Raw genomic sequence first — 20,104 nt, forward strand, 5'->3', positions numbered from 1 at the left:
ACGAGCAGGCTGGGAAGACGAATTCCTTCTCAGCCTTATCGGTCACATGCGATAGCCCTGCCTGGAGGGGGAGGGTCGATCGCGCGAAGCGCGAGCGGGGTGGGGTGACGGTCTCTCCTTTGAGGCGGTGTCCGCGTGGAGAGATCACCCCACCCCGCTACGCATTGCGCTTCGCTTCATGCGTAGCGACCCTCCCCCTCCAGGGGAGGGTAAGAGAAAGCATCACCCCTTCAACTTCTCCGCATGCCAGTGCAGATGATCGCCCATGAAGGTGGAGATGAAGTAGTAGCTGTGGTCGTAGCCCGGCTGACGCCGCAGGGTCAGCGGGATGCCTGCTTTGCTGCAGGCAGTTTCGAGCAGCTCGGGCTTGAGCTGCTCTTTCAGGAAATTGTCGGCCTCGCCGACATCGACCAGAAAGCTGGAGAACTTCGCCCCGTCCTCGATCAGCGCCACGGTGTCGTGGCTGCGCCAGGCGTCCTTGTTCGGTCCGAGATAGCCGGTCAGCGCCTTGATTCCCCAGGGCACGACCGAGGGGGCCACGATCGGCGCGAACGCGCTCGCGGCGCGATAGCGATGCGGGTTACGCAGTGCCACCGTCAGCGCGCCATGGCCGCCCATCGAATGGCCCATGATCGACTGCCGCTTGGCGTCGACGGGAAAATGTCCCGCCACGAGCTTGGGCAGTTCGTCGGTGACATAGCTCCACATCCGGTAATTGCGCGCGAAGGGCTCCTGCGTCGCGTCGACATAGAAGCCGGCCCCGAGGCCAAAATCATAGGCATTGTTGGGGTCGCCCGGCACGTCGGGTCCGCGCGGGGAGGTGTCGGGTGCGACGAAGATCAGGCCGAGCTCGGCGCAAGCCTTGCGGAATTCGCCCTTCTCGGTGACGTTGGCGTGGGTGCAGGTGAGGCCGGACAGATACCAGACCACGGGCAGCTTGGCGCCGTCGGCATGCGGGGGAACGTAGACCGAGAACACCATGTCGGTTCCGGTCGCCTGGCTGGCGTGGCGATAGACACCCTGCACGCCGCCGTAGGATCTATTGGTCGAGACAGTCTGAATCGTCATGCCCTAAGCTCCAGTGGCATTCAACCACATCAACATTGCAACGCTTGTGTGACCGAATTTGTGGCAGCTGCCCCGTCAGGCGACACCGCTGTCGATCGCCAGCCGCACCAGCTCGACCGAGGTCTTCACTCCGAGCTTCTGGCGCATGATGGACGAGGTGTTGGCGACCGTCTTGTACGACGATTGCACCAGCCAGGCGATCTCGGACAGGCTCTTTCCGGCGCTGAGCAGCCGCAGGATCTCCATCTCGCGCGCGTTCAGCTTCGACAATGGGCTTTGCGCCAGCGTCGGCCCCGCGAAGGCGATGCTGCGCGCGATCGCCGTGGGCAAATAGGTGCCGCCGCCGCCGACGGCGCGGATCGCCTCGACGAGGTCGTCGGGGTCGCCGGTCTTGGAGACATAGCCCTTGGCGCCGCATTCGATCGCGCGCGCGGCAAAGGCCGGGTCGTCGTTCATGCTGAACATGATGATGCGGGCCTCGGGCGCGCGCTCGAGGATGCGGCGTGCGAGCTCGAAGCCGGAGACGGTCGGCAGATTGATGTCGATGATGCAGAGGTCGGGGCGTTCGACGATGAAGACGCACTCGCCGTCCTCGGCGTCGGCGGCCTCCAGAATCTCGATCTCGCCCTCGTCGGCCAGCACGGCACGGCAGCCGGAGGCGACAATGGGATGATCGTCGACAATCAGAATGCGCATTGGCGTTTCCTTGTGACAGCGTCGGCCTGTTTCGCGCCCGGCCGGGATTGCTGTACGCTTCCGATTAGATATCCGCCGCTTCGTCCCTGTCAACGTCATCAGGCAGAGGCGGGCGAGGCTTCGCGAGGCACGGGCGACACCAATGTGGCAAAATCTATCCTTGCGCGGGCGCATCAACCTCTTGCTGGCGCTGCTGCTGGCGCTGGGGCTCGCCGTCAATATCGGCCGCCAGGTCGCGGAGGCGGGTCCCCGCGTGCAGGCCGAGGACCAGAGCGTGATCCGCCTCGCGCGCGAATTCATCGAGATGATCGTGGCCGATCTCAACGAGGCGCCCGATCCGGATGCCAGGCTGAACCAGATCGCGCGCGACCTCAGCCGTCTGCGCCATGTCAGCATCACGCTCCGGGATGCCGGCGGCAATCCTCAGACGCCGCCCCGGCTCGACGGCGAGGCCGACACGCACGGGCCGCCAGCCTGGTTCGTCAGCCTGGTTCATCCCGAGCAGACCGCGGTGAGCGTGCCTGTCTCGATCCATGGCAGGCCCGGCTCGCTCCTGATCACCTCGCATCCGGACGACGAGATCGCCGAGATCTGGGACGGCATCGTGACCCAGCTCGAGGTCGGCTCGGTGATCGCGCTGGCGCTGTTCTTCCTGATGATGAATGTGGTCGGCCGGGCATTGGCGCCGCTGCAGTCGTTGGCGGAGGCAATGGGCAGGCTCGAGGGCGGACATTACGAGGCCCGTGTCACGCCGGGCGGTGCGCCGGAGCTCGCGGTGATCTGCACCAAGCTCAATCACCTCGCGGCAACGCTTCACGAGGCGGTCGAGGACAAGCGGCGCCTCGCCGAGCGGGCGGTGTCGCTCCAGGACATCGAGCGCAAGGAGATCGCGCGCGAGCTCCACGACGAGTTCGGGCCGTATCTGTTCTCGCTGCGCGCGCATGCCGGCGCGCTGGCGAGGCAGGCGGATGGGCGCGTTCCCAGTGCCGAGGCCGTGCGAAAGCATGGCAGCGCCATGCTGGAGCAGATCAACGCGCTGCAGCAGTTCAACCGCCGCGTACTGGAGCGCCTGCGTCCCGTCGGCCTCGCCGAGTTCGGCCTGCGCCAGGCGCTGGAATCGCTGTCGCGGCTGTGGCGGGAATCGCATCCCGACGTCGCGATCGAGACCACGATCTCGCCGTCGCTTGGGGTCACCGGCGAGACCGCCGATCTCACCATCTACCGCATCGTGCAGGAAGCCCTCACCAACGTGTTCCGCCACGCTGGCGCGACCTCGGTCAATGTCGTCATCGAGCCGGCGGAGCAGATGGCTCACGATGGCCGCGTCTGCGCCCGCGTGCGGGTCAGCGACAATGGCCGCGGCATGGAGCCGGACCAGAAGCTCGGCTTCGGCCTCGTCGGCATGCGCGAGCGGATTCTGGCGCTGGGCGGCACGCTCAACGTCGTCTCCGGAGCCGGCGGCTTGACCGTCGAGGCGCTGGTTCCGACCGCGGCCGCCTGATCGCTCCCGAAACGATCGGGAATAATTCCCGATTTGGTCGGGAAAACGGGAGCGGATATTGCCCGACCTTTTGTGGCTGGCGGGATTGCGACCGCCGAATACACTCGTCTCAACCAAACGGCGGACATCAAAACAGCCGGTGGTTACGGATGGGAAGGCGGGGATGGGCAAGGTTCTTTCGTTCAAGCGTCGTTTGTTGATGGCCTCGGTGTCATCAGGGCTGGTGTCCGGGATGGTTTTCGTGAGTCCCGCCGCAGCGGCGCCGGACGAGGAGACCAACGTCCAGAACCTGCCGCCGGTCGAGGTGGCGGCGCCGCCGCCGTCGGTGGCGCGACGGGTCGCGCCGACGCGGCCGGTCGCCCGTATCGGGGCCGCGTCGTCCGCCGCGCCGAGGACAAGGCTTTACGTCTACCCGACCTCGCCGGGCACCGGCCGGGGTCTCGATGTCGACAAGGTCGCCTCGTCGATCAACGCCGTCGATGCCAATCAGATCAAGCGGACCGGCTCGCTGAACGTCACCGACGCGCTGCGCGACAACATCGCCGGCGTCAACATCACCGAGGTCACCGGCAATCCGTTCCAGCCGGATGTCGAATTCCGCGGCTTCGTCGCTTCGCCGGTGACGGGCACGCCGCAGGGCCTCGCGGTGTATCAGAACGGCGTCCGTATCAACGAAGCCTTCTCGGATGCCGTCAACTGGGACCTGATCCCGACCGCCGCGATCAGGTCGGTGACGCTGGTGACCAACAATCCCGCCTTCGGCCTCAACGCGCTGGGCGGCGCCATCAACCTGCAAATGAAGGACGGCTTCACCTATCAGGGCGCGGAGATCGACGTGATGGGCGGCTCGTTCGGCCGCGTCCAGGGCTCGGCGCAATGGGGCAAGCAGGTCGACAAGAATTTCGGCGTCTATGCCGCGCTCGAAGGCCTGCGCGACAACGGCTTCCGCAACTTCTCGCAATCGACCGTGCGTCGCTTCTACGGCGATGTCGGCTACAAGGCGGGCGACAGCGAATTCCACGCCAATATGGGCGTTGCCAAGAACGATTTCGGCGCCAGTGCCACCGTTCCGGCCGAACTGCTCGACAAATATTGGGGTGCGACCTACACCACGCCGCAGACGACGTCGAACCGCGTCGGCTATCTCAACCTGACCGGCAAGGTCGATGCGACGCCGACCTGGACGCTCGAAGGCGCCGCGCATGTGCGCAGGTACGAACAGAAGCTCGTCGACGGCAATCCGACCGACGTGCAGGAATGCGCCGCCCTGGGCCTCTTGTGCTTCGGCGACGATACGACGCCGGCCAACGGCACCGACGGCGCGCAGCTCGTCAATCCCTATCCGCTCGGAACCATCCTCGGCGAGATCGACCGCAGCACGATCCGTTCCACCAGCTTCGGCGTATCGGGGCAGGCCACCAACACCGATCAACTGTTCGGCCACGACAACCGCTTCGTGATGGGCACGAGCTATGACGCCAGCGTCACGCGCTACAACGCCACCGCCGAGGTCGGCGCGATGGGAGAAAACTACGTTGTCAGCGGCAGCGGCGCCTTCCTGGGGCCGACCGGTACGGATGCGACCGGCTTCACCGGTCCCGTCTCGCTCCGGACCGTCAACCAATATAACGGCCTCTACGCGATGGACACGTTCAACGTCACGGATGCTTTCGCCATCACCGGCGGCGGCCGTTTCAACGTGGCGCGCATCTCGCTGGAGGATCAGCTCGGGACCGATCTCAACGGCGATCACACCTTCACGCGTTTCAATCCGGTGATCGGCGGCACCTACAAGATCACGCCGGAGCTGACCGGCTATGCCGGCTATTCCGAGGCCAACCGCGTGCCGACTCCGCTGGAGCTCGGCTGCTCCGATCCCGCGAGGCCCTGCCTGATCGCGGCGTTTCTGGTCTCCGACCCGCCGCTCAAGCAGGTGGTGTCCAAGACCGTGGAGGCGGGCTTTCGCGGCACCAAGGAGTTGAACATCGGCACGCTCGGCTGGAAGATCGGCGGCTTCCGCGCCACCAATTACGACGACATCGTCGCCATTCCCGTCCCGGGGCGGACCGGCTTCGGCTATTTCTCCAACGTCGGACGGACGCGGCGGCAGGGGTTGGAGGCCGAAGTCAACATCAAGTCGCCGACGTTTCAGTTCCAGGCGAGCTATTCCTTCGTCGACGCGCGTTTCCTGGACGCGTTGACCATCGGCTCGAACAGCCCGTTCGCCGATGGCGACGGCAACATCCAGGTCTCGCCCGGCAACCAGCTTCCCGCGATCCCGCGCCACCGGGTCAAGGTGGGCATCGACTATGCCGTCACCGACGTCTGGAAGGTCGGCGGCAACGCGCTGTTCGTCTCCAGCCAGTATCTGGTCGGCGACGAGTCGAACCAGTTCGCGAAACTGCCGTCCTATACGGTGTTCAATCTCCACACCTCCTACCAGGTGGCGAAGAACATCCAGCTCTATGGCAAGATCGACAATATCTTCGACAAGCGCTACGCGACCTACGGACAGTTCTTCGATCGCGGAGCCTTGCCGAACTTCACCAACGGCGGCAACGACTTCACAGATCCCCGCTCGCTGAGCCCGGCGCGGCCGCGTGCGTTCTATGCGGGGATGCGGGTGACGTTCTAGGCGCGAAGGCGCAGCCGGCTGCGCCGGCGTGGCGAGCCCCCACCGCCTCGCGCAGACGGCTTGCGCAAAATATCCCGCTTCCGGCATCATACGGCCGGAGGCTCGCTTTGCCGTGTCGTTGAAGAATCCGGATGCCGTCGCCGCTATCGTTGCAGCGCTCCGACATGTTTATGGCGACGAGGTCGCCCGCCTCATGCTCGTCGAGGGCATGAGCCTCGCCAACCTGATCGATGCGATGTCTTCCTCACCGTTGCCGCATCGCGAGGCCATCAAGGCGATTACCGACGGACTGGACGATTTTGTCATTTCACCGGACCTCGGCCTCATGTGGCACCTTAAATACATCTATGGCGATGAGCCCGGCTCCTTGCACGTCGTCGACATGGAGATCGCCACGCCGAATGGCACATTGGCAAGCAAGGATGTCTGGCTGCGCTTGTCTGCCTAGAGGGAGAGGGGCTGTTTGGACATTTGGCCCCAGTGGTGGAAGTTCCACGCGGGTTTACCGATCAGCAACCATGGCGAATGATCTGAAAATTTTAACGAAACTGTTCGGCAGTCTGTGCGTCGGTTTGCTGGAGGGCCCGTCTGATGACAGAGCACCGGTTGAGAGAACAGGAATGCCAGATCGCGCGCTATCGGCGCCTGGAACGGGAGGTGACTGATCCGCTTGCCGCGTGCCTGCTTCACGGCATCGTCGAGGAGCTTGAAGCCGAGCTGCGCAAGGACAGGCCGGATTGGCACGGGCCGCGCGATTAACGCTTTCTTAGCGCTAATCATGCGGATGATCGCGCGGGAATGGCCAAGGGAGACTGCTCCCATGCTGAAGGACGGCACATATGCGGCGTGGTACAAGACGCCGCTCGACCAGGGCACCGGGATCGTCCACGTTGCAGACGGACAGATCTGGGGCCGCGACAGCCTGATGACATATCACGGCTCTTGTCAGGTCGACGGAGACCGCTTCACCGCCACCGTGTCGACCAAGCGCCATACCGACGGGCGTGCAACGGTGTTCGGCGTGGAAGACGAGCTCACCTTGGACATCGAGGGGAACTGCCCCGGCAAGATCGCGACCTACACCGCGAAGGCACAACAAGTGCCGGGAATGATTCTCCAGGGAACGCTTATTCTCACCGAACAGCAATCGCCGGCGCGCGTCGAGCCGCGTCCGCCGTTCAAGCCCGGCAAGCTGCCAAAGTTGCCGAAGCGCTCGCGCTGACCGGGGAAAATGGCGCCAGGCGCACGATCGCCTCGAACTGGCATCCAGCCGGCGACGAGCCCGGCCCGCGACGGGCGAGCTCCCAGCTCCGCTGCCACCTTGCGCTCACCGCCTCGCACGCGGTGAGCCCGGCAAGACCGCGTTGGTCTCACGCGCAGCTGCAGGGCGAGGCGGGTTTCAAGCGCCGCGATGCATTTTCGCGGTTGAGGCGCCCCCTTCGCACGAACGTGCCCTGTGTTCGTCCCTGGAACTCCAAGTTCAAATCGCCATCAGCCCCGACGCTCTTCTTCGGGTAGATTTCGTTCGGTTGCACAACCGATTAACGGGTCGTTAGAAGACTCTATCGCAAATGGTTCTGAACGATAACAACAACCCTGCCGGGTTCCAGCGCCCGGAGCATTTGCGTGAATGTGCCGGCTCCCCTGACCGCAGAAGATTTCGTCGCGCGCGGCACTCGCTCGGATCGATTGGTTGCGACCGTCGTGTTCGCCCTGCTCGCCGTCGGCTCGCTTCTCCCGACGCTGCTTGTTCCCATTCCGGCGATGGGGGATTACGTCAACCATCTCGCCCGCATGTATCTTCTGAGCGAGATGGGCGCCACCGATGCCAATCCATATTATGAGGCGGCGTGGGCCTTCTATCCGAACCTGGCGATGGACCTGGTGGTCCCGCGGATGGCGCGGCTGTTCGGCACCGAGACCGCAACCCGGCTGTTTCTTCTCGTCAGCCAGATCCTGATCGTCGGCGGCGCGCTTGCGCTCGAATGGGTCGTGAAGCGGCGCGTTCATCTCGCCGGTTTCGCGGCGCTCATGTTGCTCTACTGTCTTCCACTTTCCTGGGGGTTCATCAATTTCGAATGCGGTCTCGGCATCGCCCTTTGCGGCATCGCCGCCTATCTGGCCGTTGGCGATCAACCGGCGCCCGTGCGTTTCGGTGTCAACGCAGCTTTCGTCGTGCTGCTGTTTGCGTCGCATCTCTTCGCCTTGGGGGTCTATGGCGCGACGCTCGGGCTCCATGAGTTGTGGCGCGCCTTCGACCGAAAGTGTCCTGCGCGAGACGTCGCACTCCGGTTCTTGACGCTCGCAGCACCGGCCGTCGCGTCGTTGGTCATCATGCGGTTGACCGCCGGGTCCGTCGGAAGCGAAGGGACCTTTTGGAGTCTTGACCACAAGCTGCTCTGGCCGTTCTTCATCATGAACGGCTACAGCATGGCCGTCTCGGGGGCGAGTGCGATCGTGCTGATGGCAGCATTATACGTCGCCGCCAGATGCAGCATGCTGAAGCTGGCACCTGCCGGGATCTGGATCGCAACCGGCTTCGCGCTGCTCTATCTTGCGCTTCCGCCGCGGCTGTTTGACACGGCGTTTGCGGATATCCGGGTTCTGCCTGCAGTCGCCTTGATCCTTCCGGCCTTCTGCTCGCTGTCGCTGCCAGGCCGACGGTGGACGATGGCTGCGCTTGTGATTGTCGGTGGCATCACGCTCGCGAATCTAGGCCTGGTGCTCGATGTCTGGCTCTCCTACCGTCTGGAATATTCGGCCGTCATCGAATCCTTTGAGCATGTCGATCGTGGTTCGAGGATTCTGATCGGGACCAGCGCTGAAGGCGAGGATCCGCCGTTCCAGGATCTCACCCGGTTCCCGGTGTACTATGCGCCGACGCTCGCCGTGCACTACGCAAATGCATTCGTGTCGAACCTGTTCACCGAGACCGGGAAGCAGCCGATTCAAGTGCGCGCCGAACTCCGCCGCCTCGCCGTCCCCAATGGGGGGCCCGTGCCGATACGCCTGCTCCGTGCCATCGCCGAAGGAAGAACGACCGAGCCCGAAGAAACCGCTGCCGTCCGTACCTGGTATCGGGATTACGACTATCTCTATCTGGTCGGCCCTGCGACGGCGAACCCGCTGCCAGACCTGCTGGAGGAATTGGATGGGTCCGGGCGCTTCGTCCTCTACAAGATCCGCCACACATCCCGAGCGTGCGACTGAGAGCTCATGGATCCAGGGAGGGCAATTTGCCACGTCCGGCGATTCTGCACGCTCAGCCCTCGGCTCGCCCGCTTCTCAAACTGCCCCGGACTCGCCATTGTGCGGCCGCAACAGGTCGGAAGAGGAGCTGCATCAATGTCGGACAAGGTCTCGCGTCGCCGGCTCGCGAAACTCGCGGGGCTGTCTGCAGCCGGTCTGACCGCCTCGCTCCATGCGGCCGAGGCCCGGCCGGCATCGCAGCCGCGCAGGGGAGGCGGCTTTCCGGCGGGCTTCGTCTGGGGCACGGCGACCTCGTCCTATCAGGTCGAGGGCGCGGTCAACGAGGACGGGCGAGGGGCCTCGATCTGGGACAAGTTCGTGCGCATCCCCGGCAAGATCGAAGACGGCACCACGGGCGACCGCGCCAATGAGCACTATCACCGCTACAAGGAGGACATCGCGCTCATCAAGGCGCTCGGCTGCAAGGCCTACCGCTTCTCGGTGGCCTGGCCGCGGCTGTTCCCGGACGGCGACGGCAAGCCCAACCCGAAGGGGCTCGACTTCTACAACCGGCTGGTCGACGAGCTCCTGAAGAACGGCATCGAGCCGTGGCTGACGCTCTATCACTGGGACCTGCCGCAATCGCTCCAGGATCGCTTCGGCGGCTGGCGCTCGACCGAGACCTGCAAGATCTTCGGTGATTACGCCGCCTATGTCGCCGCTCGTCTGACCGACCGCGTCAGGAACGTGTTCACGCTGAACGAGAGCGGCCGCTTCGTCTATTTCGGCTACGGCATCGGCATCGACGCGCCCGGCCTGACGCTGCCGCAGGCCGATGTCAACCAGATCAGGCACAACAGCGCGCTGGCGCATGGGCTCGCGGTGCAGGCAGTGCGCGCCCATGGCCGGCGCGGCACCAGAGTGGGCCCGGCCGAGAACGTCGACGCCTGTCTGCCGGCGATCGACACGCCGGAGAATGTGCGGGCCGCCGAGATCGCGCTGCGCGAGATGAACGCCGGCTATCTCAACGTCATCATGACGGGCCGCTACACCGACGCCTTCCTGAAATTCGCCGGGCCCAACGCGCCCAAATACACCGATGCGGAGCTGAAGATCATCTCTTCGCCGGTCGATTTCCTCGGCCTCAACATCTACGCGCCGCAGAACTATGTGGTGGCCACCGACCAGGGCGCGGGTTTCATGCCGCTGCCGATCCCGAAATCGTTTCCGCACATGAACTCGGACTGGCTACGCGTCGGGCCCGAGACGATCTATTGGGTGCCGAAGCTGGCGGCCAAGATCTGGAAGACGGATGCGATCTACATCAGCGAGAACGGTGCCTCCGGCGACGACGTCGTGACGCCCGACGGCAAGATCTACGACACCGACCGCATCATGTACCTGCGCAACTACCTCGCCCAGCTGCAGCGGGCCACCGCCGAGGGCGTGCCGGTGCGCGGCTATTTCCTCTGGAGCCTGATGGACAATTTCGAGTGGGTGTATGGCTTGAACAAGCGTTTCGGGCTGTACCACGTCAATTTCGACACCCAGGTGCGTACGCCCAAACTCAGCGCCAGCTTCTATCGCAACGTGATCGCGAACAACGCGGCGGGGGCGTAGCGGCTTCCATGACCAACCGCGCGGCGGAAAATCGGAGGGAGGGCTTGAGCCTCGCGCATTGACTCAACTCGCCCCCTGATTCAAAACCGTCCTCAACGCACATAACAAGAGGACAACGCCCATGGCTGACGCGCTGATCATCGATGCCTGCCGGACCCCGCGCGGCGTCGGCAAGGCCGGCAAGGGAGCACTCTCCGGCATTCATCCGCAGCAGCTCGGCGCCACCGTGCTGCGCGCGCTCGCGGACCGCACCGGCATCGACACCGCCGATGTCGACGACATCGTCTGGGGCTGCAGCGCGCAGGTCGCGACCCAAAGCGGCGATCTCGGCCGGATGTCGGCGCTCGATGCCGGCTACGACGTGCGCGCCAGCGCCGTGACGCTCGACCGGTTCTGCGGAAGCGGCATCACCAGCGTCAACATGGCGGCATCCTCGATCATGGCGGGCGCGGAAGATCTCGTCATCGCCGGCGGCTGCGAGATGATGTCGATGGAAGGGCGCCGTGGCTCGGGCCCGATGATGATGGACAACGGCAATCTGCACCTGCGCGCCACGCATCCGCAGTCGCATCAGGGCGTCTGCGCCGACGCGATCGCGACCATGGAAGGCATCAGCCGAAGGGATGTCGACGCGCTCGGGCTGGAGAGCCAGAAGCGTGCCGCGCATGCGATGGCGAACGGGTACTTCAAGAAGAGCCTCGTGCCTGTTCACCGCGAGGACGGCAGCCTCGCGCTCGACCACGAGGAGTATCCGCGGCCGCAGACCACGATGGAGGGACTGAGCAGCCTGAAGCCGGCATTCCCGGCAATTGCCGACTACGCGCTCGACGACAAGGGCACCACCTATCGCGGCCTGATCCTGCAGAAATATCCCGATCTCGAGATCGACTTCGTGCACCACGCCGGCAATTCGTCCGGCGTCGTCGACGGCGCCGCCGCGATCCTCCTGGCCTCGCCCGCTTATGCCAAGGCGCACGGCCTCAAAGCCCGCGCCCGCGTGGTGGCGATGGCGAACATGGGGGACTCGCCGACCCTGATGCTGAACGCGCCGGTGCCGGCGACGCGCAAGGTGCTGGCGAAGGCCGGACTCACCATCGACGACATCGACCTGTTCGAAATCAACGAGGCGTTTGCGGTGGTGGCGGAAAAATATATCCGCGACCTCAAGCTCGACCGCGCCAAGGTCAACGTCAACGGCGGCTCGATCGCGCTCGGTCATCCCATCGGCGCCACCGGCTCGATCCTGATCGGCACCGTGCTCGACGAGCTCGAACGGCGCGATCTCAAGCGTGGTCTCGTCACCATGTGCGCCGCCGGCGGCATGGCGCCCGCCATCATCATCGAGCGCGTCTAGCCGATCGCCACCTCGCTTTCTCCCTGTTTTTACGGGGAGGAAGACCGCGACATGCGCTCCGACCCTTATTTTTCAGGGTGAAACACGACCGGCCTTTCAGAAAGAGGCCGGTCGTCGCTTGTCGAAAACGGCGAATCAGTTCTAGCAAGATGTCGTGCGGGCCTTTGAAACAAGGCAAAATCCGCTGCTCAAGGCTCCTTCCGCACTGGAAGTGGCTAAAATGCAGGGTTTTTTGTCACAGCGGGGCAAAAAGCCCGTAAAATCGCGACAAAACTGTGCAGAAGGCTATAGGCCTTCGCCGGTTGGTCTAATATGCAGCCGTCACGAATCAGAGGAGACACGATGGCAACCCAAATGTCCAAATCGCAATTGATCGAAAAGATTGCGACCGCCACAGAGCTTTCCAAGCGCGACGTCAAGAACGTCATGGAGACGCTGACCGACGTCGGTCACAAGGAGCTCAAGAAGAACGGCCTGTTCCTGGTGCCGGGCTTCGCCAAGTTCGTGGTCATCAAGAAGCCCGCGACCAAGGCTCGCAAGGGCACCAACCCGTTCACGGGCGAAGAGATGATGTTCAAGGCCAAGCCGGCCCGCAAGATCGTCCGCGCCCGCCCGGTCAAGGCGGCCAAGGACGCCGTGGGCTAACGACGCAAAGGCCCCCTCGGGTAGAGGGGGCCTTTTGTTTGGGGCAGCCGCGAGGGCCTGAGACGGAGGGCTCAACCCTTGCGGCGCTTCACCCGGATCGGGACCGGCTGAAGCCGGGGCTCGGGTCCTGCGAGCGCATCGCGCACCCGATCGACGGCACGACCGAGCAGCTGGCGCAGCCGCTGTGTCTTCCGCGATCTGTTCGCTTCTTCCAGCAGTTTCTTCATCGCATTCACTCCGCCGCTTCGACCTTCGCATCGACATGGGGCTCGAGCGCCGCGGCGATGGCTTCGTCGACGCGCTCCAGCCAGATGAATTCGAGGTTGTCCCGTGCGCTCTTCGGGATGTCGTCGTAGTCCCGCTTGTTGCGCGCCGGCAGCATCACCCGCTTCAACCCGGCGGCGGCCGCAGCCACCACCTTCTCCTTGATGCCGCCGACCGGCAGCACCAGGCCGCGCAGCGAGATCTCGCCGGTCATCGCCGTGTCGCTCCTCACCGTGCGATTCGTGAGCAGGGACGTCAGCGCCGTGAACATCGCAACGCCCGCGCTCGGTCCGTCCTTCGGGGTCGCCCCCGCCGGCACGTGAACGTGGATGTCGCTCTTCTCGAACGCTTGCGGGTCGATGCCGAGCTGCGTGGCCTTGCTCTTCACCAGCGTCAGTGCCGCCTGCACGCTCTCGCGCATGACGTCGCCGAGCTGGCCGGTCAGGATCATCCCGCCCTTGCCGGGCACGCGCGAAGCCTCGATGAACAGGATGTCGCCGCCGACAGGCGTCCAGGCAAGGCCGGTGGCCACGCCCGGAATGCTGGTGCGCTGCGCGATCTCGCCTTCGAAGCGCGGCTGGCCGAGCATGGTGGCGATGTCCTTCGCCGTCACCACGACCTTCGCAGCCGTGCCTTCGGCGACCTGCACCGCGGCATGGCGGAACAGCTTGCCGATCTCGCGCTCGAGGTTGCGCACGCCGGCCTCGCGGGTGTAGCCCTTGACCACCAGCTTCAGCGCCTCCGGCTCGATCTCGGCCTGGTCGGCTGTGAGGCCGTTGGCCTCCAGCTGCCGCCGCACCAGATAGCGCTGCGCGATCTCCAGCTTCTCGTCCTCGGTGTAGCCGGCGAGGCTGATCAGCTCCATGCGGTCCAGCAGCGGGCCCGGGATCTGGTCCAGCATGTTGGCGGTCGCGATGAACACCACGCGCGACAGGTCGAAGGGCACGCCGAGGTAATTGTCCCGGAACGTCCCGTTCTGCTCGGGGTCGAGCACTTCCAGCATCGCAGCCGAGGGATCGCCCTGCACGCCGCGGCCCATCTTGTCGATCTCGTCCAGCATCATGACGCAGTTCCTTGCGCCTGCCTTCTTGATGCCCTGGATGATGTTGCCGGGCAGCGCACCGATATAGGTGCGCCGGTGGCCGCGGATCTCGGCCTCGTCATGCACGCCGCCCAGACTGACGCGCACGAAGGGGCGATCCATCGCACGCGCGATGGATTGGCCGAGCGAGGTCTTGCCGACGCCGGGCGGGCCGACGAAGCACAGGATCGGGGCCTTGCCCTGCGGCGCCAGCTTGCGCACCGCCAGATATTCGATGATCCGGGTCTTGATCTTCTCCAGGCCGAAATGGTCGGCATCCAGGATGGCTCGCGCCTCCTTGATGTCGATGGGCTTCTCCGCGGGCAGCGCCCAGGGCAGCTCGATCAGCCAGTCGAGATAGGTGCGGACCATGCCGGCTTCGCCGGCGGCCTCGGGCATGCGCTCATAGCGGCGCAGCTCCTTCCTGGCGTGCGCGTCCGCCTCGGGTGGCATGTTGGCCTTGGCGATCGCGGCGGTCAGCTCCGCGACCTCGGCCGCCTTGCCGTCGCCTTCGCCGAGCTGGCGCTGGATCGTCGCCATCTGCTCGCGCAGGATCGCCTCGCGCTGCCGCTCGTCGAAAGAGGCCTTGGTCTGCTGGCCGATCTCGTTGGAGATGCGCAGCACCTCCAGCCGCTCGGCCAGGTGCTTCGATACCTTCTCGACGCGCAGGGCGAGGTCGATGGTCTCCAAGACCTCCTGCTTGTCCTGCGGCCTGATGTCCATGAACGAGGTCGCCAGATCCGCCAGCGTGCCGGGCGCGCTGGTGCTCTGGAACATCGCAACCAGCTCGGGCGGCGCCTGCGGCAGCAGCTCGATCGCCTCGATGGCCTGGCGCTGCAGGTTCAGCGCGCGCGCCTCGATCTCGGGCGAGGTCGTGGTCGGCTCGGGGATCTGCTGGAAGCGCGCAACGGGGAACGGCGTCCCCGGCAGGAAGTCGAGGATGCGCGCGCGCTGCACGCCCTGGCAGACGATGTGGTGGGTGCCATCGGGCGCAGTGATGTAGCGAACGATGTTGGCGATGGTGGCGACCCGGTAGAGGTCGTCCGGTCCGGGCTCCTCGGTCTCGCGGCTGCGTTGCAGGACGATGCCGATCGGCCGCTGCTCGCGCAGCGCCTGCTGCGCGGCGGCGATGGACTTCGCCCGGCCGATCGTGATCGGCGCGATGGCGCCGGGGAACAGCACCATCTCCCGCACGGGGATGATGATCAGCGCGTCGTCGGGGATCTTCACGTCGTTATTGGTCTGTTCGTTGTTCATCTGTTCGGTGGCCATGATCGACCTCAGGATTTGGCGAGGCGCAGAGCGACGCAGCCGTCCATCACGAAACGGCTGATGGCGTAGCGGCCGAGGGGTAATGCAATGCGGCGCTCAAAACGCCCCTGCGGCAGCTCGAGCCGGTGGATGCGGGCGTTGCGGAGCTCCGGCGGAAGGGTGCGCCGACCGGAGATGACGAGCACGCCGTCATGAATGACCGTCTCGACATTGTCGGGATTGACGCCGGGGAGCGCGACCAGGATCAGGAGCTCGTGCTCGGTTTCCAGCACGTCGATCGGCGGCTCCCAGCAGGCTTCCTGGCGGCCGAATTGCTGGCGCAGCCGATCGGCGCGGGTCAGCGAGTCCAGGGCTTCGGACAGCATCCAGTCGAGGGGATTTTTGGGTTGCATGTTGGGGGCTCTGGGGTGGGAAAGCCTGCATATGGGACTGGTTCCAGGGAAATCCAGTGCTCTGGCGCCGATGTGCCATGCGCCGTCGTGCGATCCAAAACAAATGTCGCGCCACGGGCCCAAACGGCAACGCCGCGGCATGGCCGCGGCGTTTCGTCATCGTCAACGCGCAGCGTCAGGCCGCGGCGAGGTATTCTTCCTCCGCCTCGAGGTTGATCACCGAGGTGGCGAGTTCGGTCAGCGTATGGTCGGTCGCCTCTTCCTCGTCCAGCGTCGCCTGAAGCAGCCTGGCCGCGTCCTGCATGCCGAGCTCCTCGGCCCAGGTGCGCAACGTGCCGTAGCGGGAGATCTCGTAGTGCTCGACAGCCTGGGCGGCCGCGAGCAGGCCCGCGTCGAGCGCCGGCGCGCCCTTGAAGTCCTTCATGATCTCGGCACCTTCATCGGTGATGCCGTTGATCGCCTCGCAGGGCTTGCCCCGTGCCGGCTTGCCCAGCATCTTGAAGATCTGCTCGAGACGCTTGACCTGGCCCTGGGTCTCGCGCAGGTGCTTGTTGAAGGCCGCCGCCAGATCCTTCGAGTGCGCGGCCTTGGCCATCTTCGGCAGGGTCTTGATGATCTTGTTCTCGGCAAAATAGATGTCCTTCAGCGTCTCCAGGAACAGGTCGCTGAGCATCTTGGGGGCCTGGCGCGGTCGCCGCGCGGCGGTCTTCTTGGTGGTGCGCTTCTTCGCTCGTTTAGCCATACGTCCTCCTCTTGAGGTCACACGGGAAGGCGTCGCCTTCCTCAATCCTCTGGCGATCAAAGCCGCTTGCTGAACGAAAGTTCCAAACTGCAACCGACGCGCGCGCGATCGTTCAGGTCGGACGCTTGCACGGATCTTCCTGGCGCTGCCGTGCCGCGGTATTGCGATCGAGCTGCCCGCTCGCCGCGGCGCAGCTGACCGGCCTTCATCACGCCATAGACGAGGACCTCACCGAGCACGAAGGCGCCGATGAACCAGAGCCGGAGCAGATCGGCCGAGAGCTGGCCGAGGAGCGTTCCAATTCCACTGTCGCTCATTGCCTTCCCCGGTGATTTCCAAAGCGGCATCGCTGGGCTAAGTCAGCCCGGCAGCCATCGTTCCAGCGTCCAAGGACCACACCGCCACATGCTCGACTTCGCTTTATCCGCCTTCGTGACGCTGCTGCTGGTGGTCGACCCGGTCGGCCTCGCGCCGGCGTTTCTTGCGGCCACCGGCGGCATGCCCGACAAGGTCAAGCGCACGATCGCGCTGCGCGCGCCGCTGATCGCGGCCTCGATCCTGGTGGTGATCGCGCTGGCCGGAAACTGGCTGCTGCGCCAGCTCGGGATCGGCATCCCCGCCTTCCAGATCGCCGGCGGGCTGCTGCTGTTCGGCGTGTCCTACCAGATGATCTTCGGAGATCGTCCGCATCGCGAGGCCCGAGAAGCCGACAAGGCGACCGCCGAGCACGCTTCCGACGTCGCGGTGTTTCCCCTGGCCATCCCGATGATGGCCGGCCCCGGCGCGATCGCGACCACGCTGCTGCTGTCGGGCGATGCCGGCTACGGGGCGAAGCTCCCTATCATCATTGCGGTCGTCGTCTCGGTCTGCCTGATCTGCATGCTGTGCTTCGTCTCGGCCCACCTGATCGCGCGCACCCTGGGGCGCACCGGCAATGCCGTGATATCGCGCGTCCTCGGCATGCTGCTCGCGGCTTATTCGGTGCAGTTCGTGATCAACGGAATTGCCGCCGTCCGGACCAGCCTGTCATAGGGCTGCGATATCAGTTGAATCCATTGATTTTGCCGTCCATTTCGTGGTTTGGCAGCAGCTTCGCCGGGACGGCGCGGGATCCGGGCCGCTTTCGCTTGCACTGCCATGTTGCTTTGACGTACTTCCGTTCTAACAAGTCGATCGTCGGGAAATCGGGATGTCGATGACAACGGACGAGCTCGCCAAGAGACAGGCCATCATCGACGCGTGCCGGCGCATGAACGCACTCGGCATCAACCAGGGCACCTCGGGCAACATCTCCGTCCGGCATGTGGACGGGCTCCTGGTCACGCCGACCAGCGTGCCCTATGAAGCCATGACGCCGGAGCAGATCGTCTTCATGACCATGGACGGCGCCCACGCGGCGGAACAGAAGCCGTCGAGCGAATGGCGCTTTCATCGCGACATCCTGAAGTCGCGACCCGACGTCAACGCCGTCGTGCACGCCCATCCGACCTATTGCACCATCCTGGCCATCATGGGCATGGAGATTCCGCCGGTGCATTACATGATTGCGGCGGCCGGCGGCGACAGCATCCGCTGCGCACCATATGCAACCTTCGGAACCGCCGAGCTGTCCGACCATGCGGTGCGGGCCCTGGAGGGCCGGCTGGCCTGCCTGCTCGACCATCACGGCATGATCGCGATCGGTAAGACGCTGGACAAGGCGATGTGGCTGGCCGTCGAGGTCGAGACGCTGGCGCGGCAATATCACGGCTGCCTCCAGATCGGAAAGCCGCCATTGCTTCCGAGCGACGAGATCGAGCGGGTCCGCCAGCGCATGGCCGGTTACGGACTGTCGGAAGGTTAGGGCGGGCGGTGTTCGCGCGGATCAGACATCTCACCGATCGCAAGGGATCCAACCGCGTCATGGTTCGGCTGCGCGCGCTGTTGCGCAGCAACGAGTTCTATCTCATCCCGCTCGCACTGGTCATCGGCGCGCTGGCCGGCGCCGTCGTGACGCTGATGGCCGAGATCGCGCAGATTGCCCATATGGTCATCTACGGCATTCCGGTCGACGTCCGCCTCTCTGCCAATGCCCGGGTCAGCCCGTGGGCGGCACTGATCGCGCCTGCCCTCGGCGGACTGGCGCTCGGCATCATGGAATGGTCGCGGCGGCGGATGAAGATCTCGAGCGCGGTCGACCCGATCGAGGCGAACGCGCTGCGCGGCGGCAATCTGTCGATGCGCGACAGCGTGGTGGTGTCGAGCCAGACGCTGATTTCCAACGGCTGCGGCGCCTCTGTCGGCCTCGAGGCCGGCTATACCCAGATCGGCTCGGGTATCGCCTCGCTGTTCGGCAAATTCTTCAATCTGCGTCGCAACGATCTGCGCCTGATGGTCGGTTGCGGCGCTGCCGCGGCGATCGCGGCCGCGTTCGGCGCGCCGATCACCGGCGCCTTCTACGCCTGCGAGCTGATCGTCGGCGTCTACTCGGTCGGCAGCGCTGCACCGATCCTGGCCGCTTCGCTCGCCGGCGCGCTCACCGCGCAATGGCTCGGCGGCGCGCCCTATTCGCTGGAGATACCCAAGGTCAGCGCCGTCGGCGTCGAGCAATATCTGGCGCTCATCGGGCTCGCGCTCGTCACGAGCGGCGTCGGCATCGCCGTGATGCGCTCCTCGCCGAACTTCGAGCGCCTGTTCGCCTGGCTGCCGGTCTGGCTGCGTCCCGTGTTCGGCGGCCTCATCGTCGGCGGCTTCGCCATCGTCACGCCGCAGGTCCTGGCGGCCGGCCACGGCGCCATGGTGCTCGATCTGTTTCACGAGATGACGATCGGCCTGATCGCGCTGATCATCGCCCTCAAGGTCACGGCGTGCCTGATCTCGCTCGCCTCGGGCTTCCGCGGCGGTCTGTTCTTCGCATCGTTGTTCGTCGGCAGCCTGATCGGAAAGTTTTTCGCCGCGGTGCTGCTCCTGATCAGCCCGAACTTCGTGATCGACCCGCTGGTCGCGATGCTGACGGGCATGGCGACGCTCGGCGTCGCCATCGTCGGCGGTCCCCTGACCATGTCGTTCCTGGTGCTCGAGATGACCCGCAACGTCGACGTCACCGCCGTGGTGCTGGCCGGCTGCATCGTCACCTCGATCTGCGTCCGCTTCATGTTCGGCCACTCCTTCTCGACCTGGCGCCTGCATCTGCGCGGCGAGACCATCCGCAGCGCCAACGACGTCGGCTGGCTGCGCAACCTCACCGTCGAGCGCCTGATGCGCTCCGACGTCGGCAAGGTCCCCTCGACCACGACGATCGCGGCCGTGCGCCGCGAGTTCGCGCTGGGATCGCGGCCGGGGGTCGTCATCGTCAACAATGCCGACGAATATGTCGGCCTCGTCCTGCTGCCGGACCTGTTCTCGGGCGATCTCGATACCATCGCCGACGAGATCCAGGTGATTGAGCTCGCGCGCCTTACCGAGATCGTGCTGATCCCGGAAATGAACGTGAAGTCGGCGATGGCGGTGTTCGACGAGGCCGAAGCCGAAATGCTGGCGGTGGTGGATTCCACCGACAGCCGCAAGGTGGTCGGTTTCCTCACGGAAAACTTCGCCCGCCGCCGCTATGTCGAGGAGATCGACAAGGCGACGAGGGGCGTGCTGGGCGCGCTGTCCTAAGGCGCT

The 20,104-nt window shown here is 65.1% G+C and carries 19 protein-coding genes; 12 read left to right on the forward strand and 7 right to left on the reverse strand.

Annotated features, from left to right (window positions below; translation table 11 throughout):
• Window positions 1–222 precede the first annotated feature (222 nt).
• Window positions 223–1,068, reverse strand: coding sequence for an S-formylglutathione hydrolase (gene fghA, locus UNPF46_RS27125; protein ID WP_142252044.1), 846 nt, complete (start codon window positions 1,066–1,068; stop codon window positions 223–225).
• A 75-nt stretch (window positions 1,069–1,143) separates the two neighbouring features.
• Window positions 1,144–1,764 (reverse strand): response regulator, encoded by a 621-nt coding sequence (locus UNPF46_RS27130; protein WP_014493646.1) that lies wholly within the window; start codon window positions 1,762–1,764, stop codon window positions 1,144–1,146.
• Window positions 1,765–1,906: 142 nt separating this feature from the next.
• Between UNPF46_RS27130 and UNPF46_RS27135 the strand changes: the two genes are divergently transcribed.
• The 9 genes from UNPF46_RS27135 (at window position 1,907) to UNPF46_RS27170 (ending at window position 12,708) form a co-directional block, all read left to right on the forward strand.
• Window positions 1,907–3,265, forward strand: coding sequence for a histidine kinase (locus tag UNPF46_RS27135; RefSeq protein WP_181770133.1), 1,359 nt, complete (start codon window positions 1,907–1,909; stop codon window positions 3,263–3,265).
• Between the two features lie 163 nt (window positions 3,266–3,428).
• Entirely contained in the window at window positions 3,429–5,900 is a 2,472-nt protein-coding gene (locus UNPF46_RS27140; RefSeq protein ID WP_174718769.1) for a TonB-dependent receptor, read from the forward strand.
• Between the two features lie 112 nt (window positions 5,901–6,012).
• The gene (locus tag UNPF46_RS27145) at window positions 6,013–6,348 is read left to right on the forward strand and encodes a hypothetical protein (protein WP_246668744.1); all 336 of its coding nucleotides are present in this window, start codon (window positions 6,013–6,015) and stop codon (window positions 6,346–6,348) included.
• 143 nt (window positions 6,349–6,491) lie between these two features.
• Window positions 6,492–6,659 (forward strand): hypothetical protein, encoded by a 168-nt coding sequence (locus tag UNPF46_RS37695; protein WP_174718768.1) that lies wholly within the window; start codon window positions 6,492–6,494, stop codon window positions 6,657–6,659.
• 61 nt (window positions 6,660–6,720) lie between these two features.
• Window positions 6,721–7,122, forward strand: coding sequence for a hypothetical protein (locus tag UNPF46_RS27150; RefSeq protein WP_181770134.1), 402 nt, complete (start codon window positions 6,721–6,723; stop codon window positions 7,120–7,122).
• Between the two features lie 404 nt (window positions 7,123–7,526).
• Window positions 7,527–9,110, forward strand: a complete 1,584-nt coding sequence (locus UNPF46_RS27155; RefSeq protein ID WP_142252047.1) for a hypothetical protein — start codon at window positions 7,527–7,529, stop codon at window positions 9,108–9,110.
• A 135-nt stretch (window positions 9,111–9,245) separates the two neighbouring features.
• Window positions 9,246–10,709: a GH1 family beta-glucosidase gene (locus UNPF46_RS27160; protein WP_142252048.1), complete on the forward strand. Its 1,464-nt coding sequence runs from the start codon at window positions 9,246–9,248 to the stop codon at window positions 10,707–10,709.
• Between the two features lie 121 nt (window positions 10,710–10,830).
• Window positions 10,831–12,063, forward strand: a complete 1,233-nt coding sequence (locus UNPF46_RS27165; RefSeq protein WP_100175439.1) for an acetyl-CoA C-acetyltransferase — start codon at window positions 10,831–10,833, stop codon at window positions 12,061–12,063.
• A gap of 342 nt (window positions 12,064–12,405) precedes the next feature.
• Window positions 12,406–12,708, forward strand: a complete 303-nt coding sequence (locus UNPF46_RS27170) for an HU family DNA-binding protein (RefSeq protein WP_025037698.1) — start codon at window positions 12,406–12,408, stop codon at window positions 12,706–12,708.
• A 71-nt stretch (window positions 12,709–12,779) separates the two neighbouring features.
• Here UNPF46_RS27170 and UNPF46_RS37700 read toward each other — a convergent pair whose 3' ends face one another.
• The 5 genes from UNPF46_RS37700 to UNPF46_RS27190 form a co-directional block, all read right to left on the reverse strand.
• Window positions 12,780–12,935, reverse strand: coding sequence for a hypothetical protein (locus UNPF46_RS37700; protein ID WP_174718766.1), 156 nt, complete (start codon window positions 12,933–12,935; stop codon window positions 12,780–12,782).
• A gap of 5 nt (window positions 12,936–12,940) precedes the next feature.
• Window positions 12,941–15,325 carry an endopeptidase La gene (gene lon / locus UNPF46_RS27175; protein WP_142252049.1) on the reverse strand — a complete coding sequence of 795 codons (2,385 nt, stop codon included), beginning with the start codon at window positions 15,323–15,325 and terminating at the stop codon, window positions 12,941–12,943.
• Between the two features lie 8 nt (window positions 15,326–15,333).
• On the reverse strand, window positions 15,334–15,717 hold the full coding sequence (locus UNPF46_RS27180; protein ID WP_100175437.1) for an Hsp20/alpha crystallin family protein: 384 nt from the start codon (window positions 15,715–15,717) through the stop codon (window positions 15,334–15,336).
• Window positions 15,718–15,892: 175 nt separating this feature from the next.
• Window positions 15,893–16,459, reverse strand: coding sequence for a YciE/YciF ferroxidase family protein (locus UNPF46_RS27185; protein WP_100175436.1), 567 nt, complete (start codon window positions 16,457–16,459; stop codon window positions 15,893–15,895).
• A 56-nt stretch (window positions 16,460–16,515) separates the two neighbouring features.
• Window positions 16,516–16,776, reverse strand: coding sequence for a hypothetical protein (locus UNPF46_RS27190; protein ID WP_246668745.1), 261 nt, complete (start codon window positions 16,774–16,776; stop codon window positions 16,516–16,518).
• Between the two features lie 88 nt (window positions 16,777–16,864).
• Between UNPF46_RS27190 and UNPF46_RS27195 the strand changes: the two genes are divergently transcribed.
• From UNPF46_RS27195 to UNPF46_RS27205, 3 genes are all read left to right on the forward strand, one after another.
• On the forward strand, window positions 16,865–17,491 hold the full coding sequence (locus UNPF46_RS27195; protein ID WP_142252050.1) for a MarC family protein: 627 nt from the start codon (window positions 16,865–16,867) through the stop codon (window positions 17,489–17,491).
• Between the two features lie 157 nt (window positions 17,492–17,648).
• Window positions 17,649–18,302, forward strand: coding sequence for an L-fuculose-phosphate aldolase (locus UNPF46_RS27200; protein WP_181770135.1), 654 nt, complete (start codon window positions 17,649–17,651; stop codon window positions 18,300–18,302).
• Between the two features lie 8 nt (window positions 18,303–18,310).
• Window positions 18,311–20,098 (forward strand): chloride channel protein, encoded by a 1,788-nt coding sequence (locus UNPF46_RS27205; RefSeq protein ID WP_100175433.1) that lies wholly within the window; start codon window positions 18,311–18,313, stop codon window positions 20,096–20,098.
• Window positions 20,099–20,104 lie beyond the last annotated feature (6 nt).

The organism is Bradyrhizobium sp. UNPF46 (assembly GCF_006658625.1).
GTDB lineage: Bacteria > Pseudomonadota > Alphaproteobacteria > Rhizobiales > Xanthobacteraceae > Bradyrhizobium > Bradyrhizobium nitroreducens.

Coding starts and splice junctions, on each gene's coding strand:
- fghA (WP_142252044.1), bottom strand. CDS start 1,068: ATGACGATTCAGACTGTCTCGACCAATAGATCCTACGGCGGCGTGCAG.
- UNPF46_RS27130 (WP_014493646.1), bottom strand. CDS start 1,764: ATGCGCATTCTGATTGTCGACGATCATCCCATTGTCGCCTCCGGCTGC.
- UNPF46_RS27135 (WP_181770133.1), top strand. CDS start 1,907: ATGTGGCAAAATCTATCCTTGCGCGGGCGCATCAACCTCTTGCTGGCG.
- UNPF46_RS27140 (WP_174718769.1), top strand. CDS start 3,429: ATGGGCAAGGTTCTTTCGTTCAAGCGTCGTTTGTTGATGGCCTCGGTG.
- UNPF46_RS37695 (WP_174718768.1), top strand. CDS start 6,492: ATGACAGAGCACCGGTTGAGAGAACAGGAATGCCAGATCGCGCGCTAT.
- UNPF46_RS27150 (WP_181770134.1), top strand. CDS start 6,721: ATGCTGAAGGACGGCACATATGCGGCGTGGTACAAGACGCCGCTCGAC.
- UNPF46_RS27160 (WP_142252048.1), top strand. CDS start 9,246: ATGTCGGACAAGGTCTCGCGTCGCCGGCTCGCGAAACTCGCGGGGCTG.
- UNPF46_RS27165 (WP_100175439.1), top strand. CDS start 10,831: ATGGCTGACGCGCTGATCATCGATGCCTGCCGGACCCCGCGCGGCGTC.
- UNPF46_RS27170 (WP_025037698.1), top strand. CDS start 12,406: ATGGCAACCCAAATGTCCAAATCGCAATTGATCGAAAAGATTGCGACC.
- UNPF46_RS37700 (WP_174718766.1), bottom strand. CDS start 12,935: ATGAAGAAACTGCTGGAAGAAGCGAACAGATCGCGGAAGACACAGCGG.
- lon (WP_142252049.1), bottom strand. CDS start 15,325: ATGGCCACCGAACAGATGAACAACGAACAGACCAATAACGACGTGAAG.
- UNPF46_RS27180 (WP_100175437.1), bottom strand. CDS start 15,717: ATGCAACCCAAAAATCCCCTCGACTGGATGCTGTCCGAAGCCCTGGAC.
- UNPF46_RS27185 (WP_100175436.1), bottom strand. CDS start 16,459: ATGGCTAAACGAGCGAAGAAGCGCACCACCAAGAAGACCGCCGCGCGG.
- UNPF46_RS27190 (WP_246668745.1), bottom strand. CDS start 16,776: ATGAGCGACAGTGGAATTGGAACGCTCCTCGGCCAGCTCTCGGCCGAT.
- UNPF46_RS27195 (WP_142252050.1), top strand. CDS start 16,865: ATGCTCGACTTCGCTTTATCCGCCTTCGTGACGCTGCTGCTGGTGGTC.
- UNPF46_RS27200 (WP_181770135.1), top strand. CDS start 17,649: ATGTCGATGACAACGGACGAGCTCGCCAAGAGACAGGCCATCATCGAC.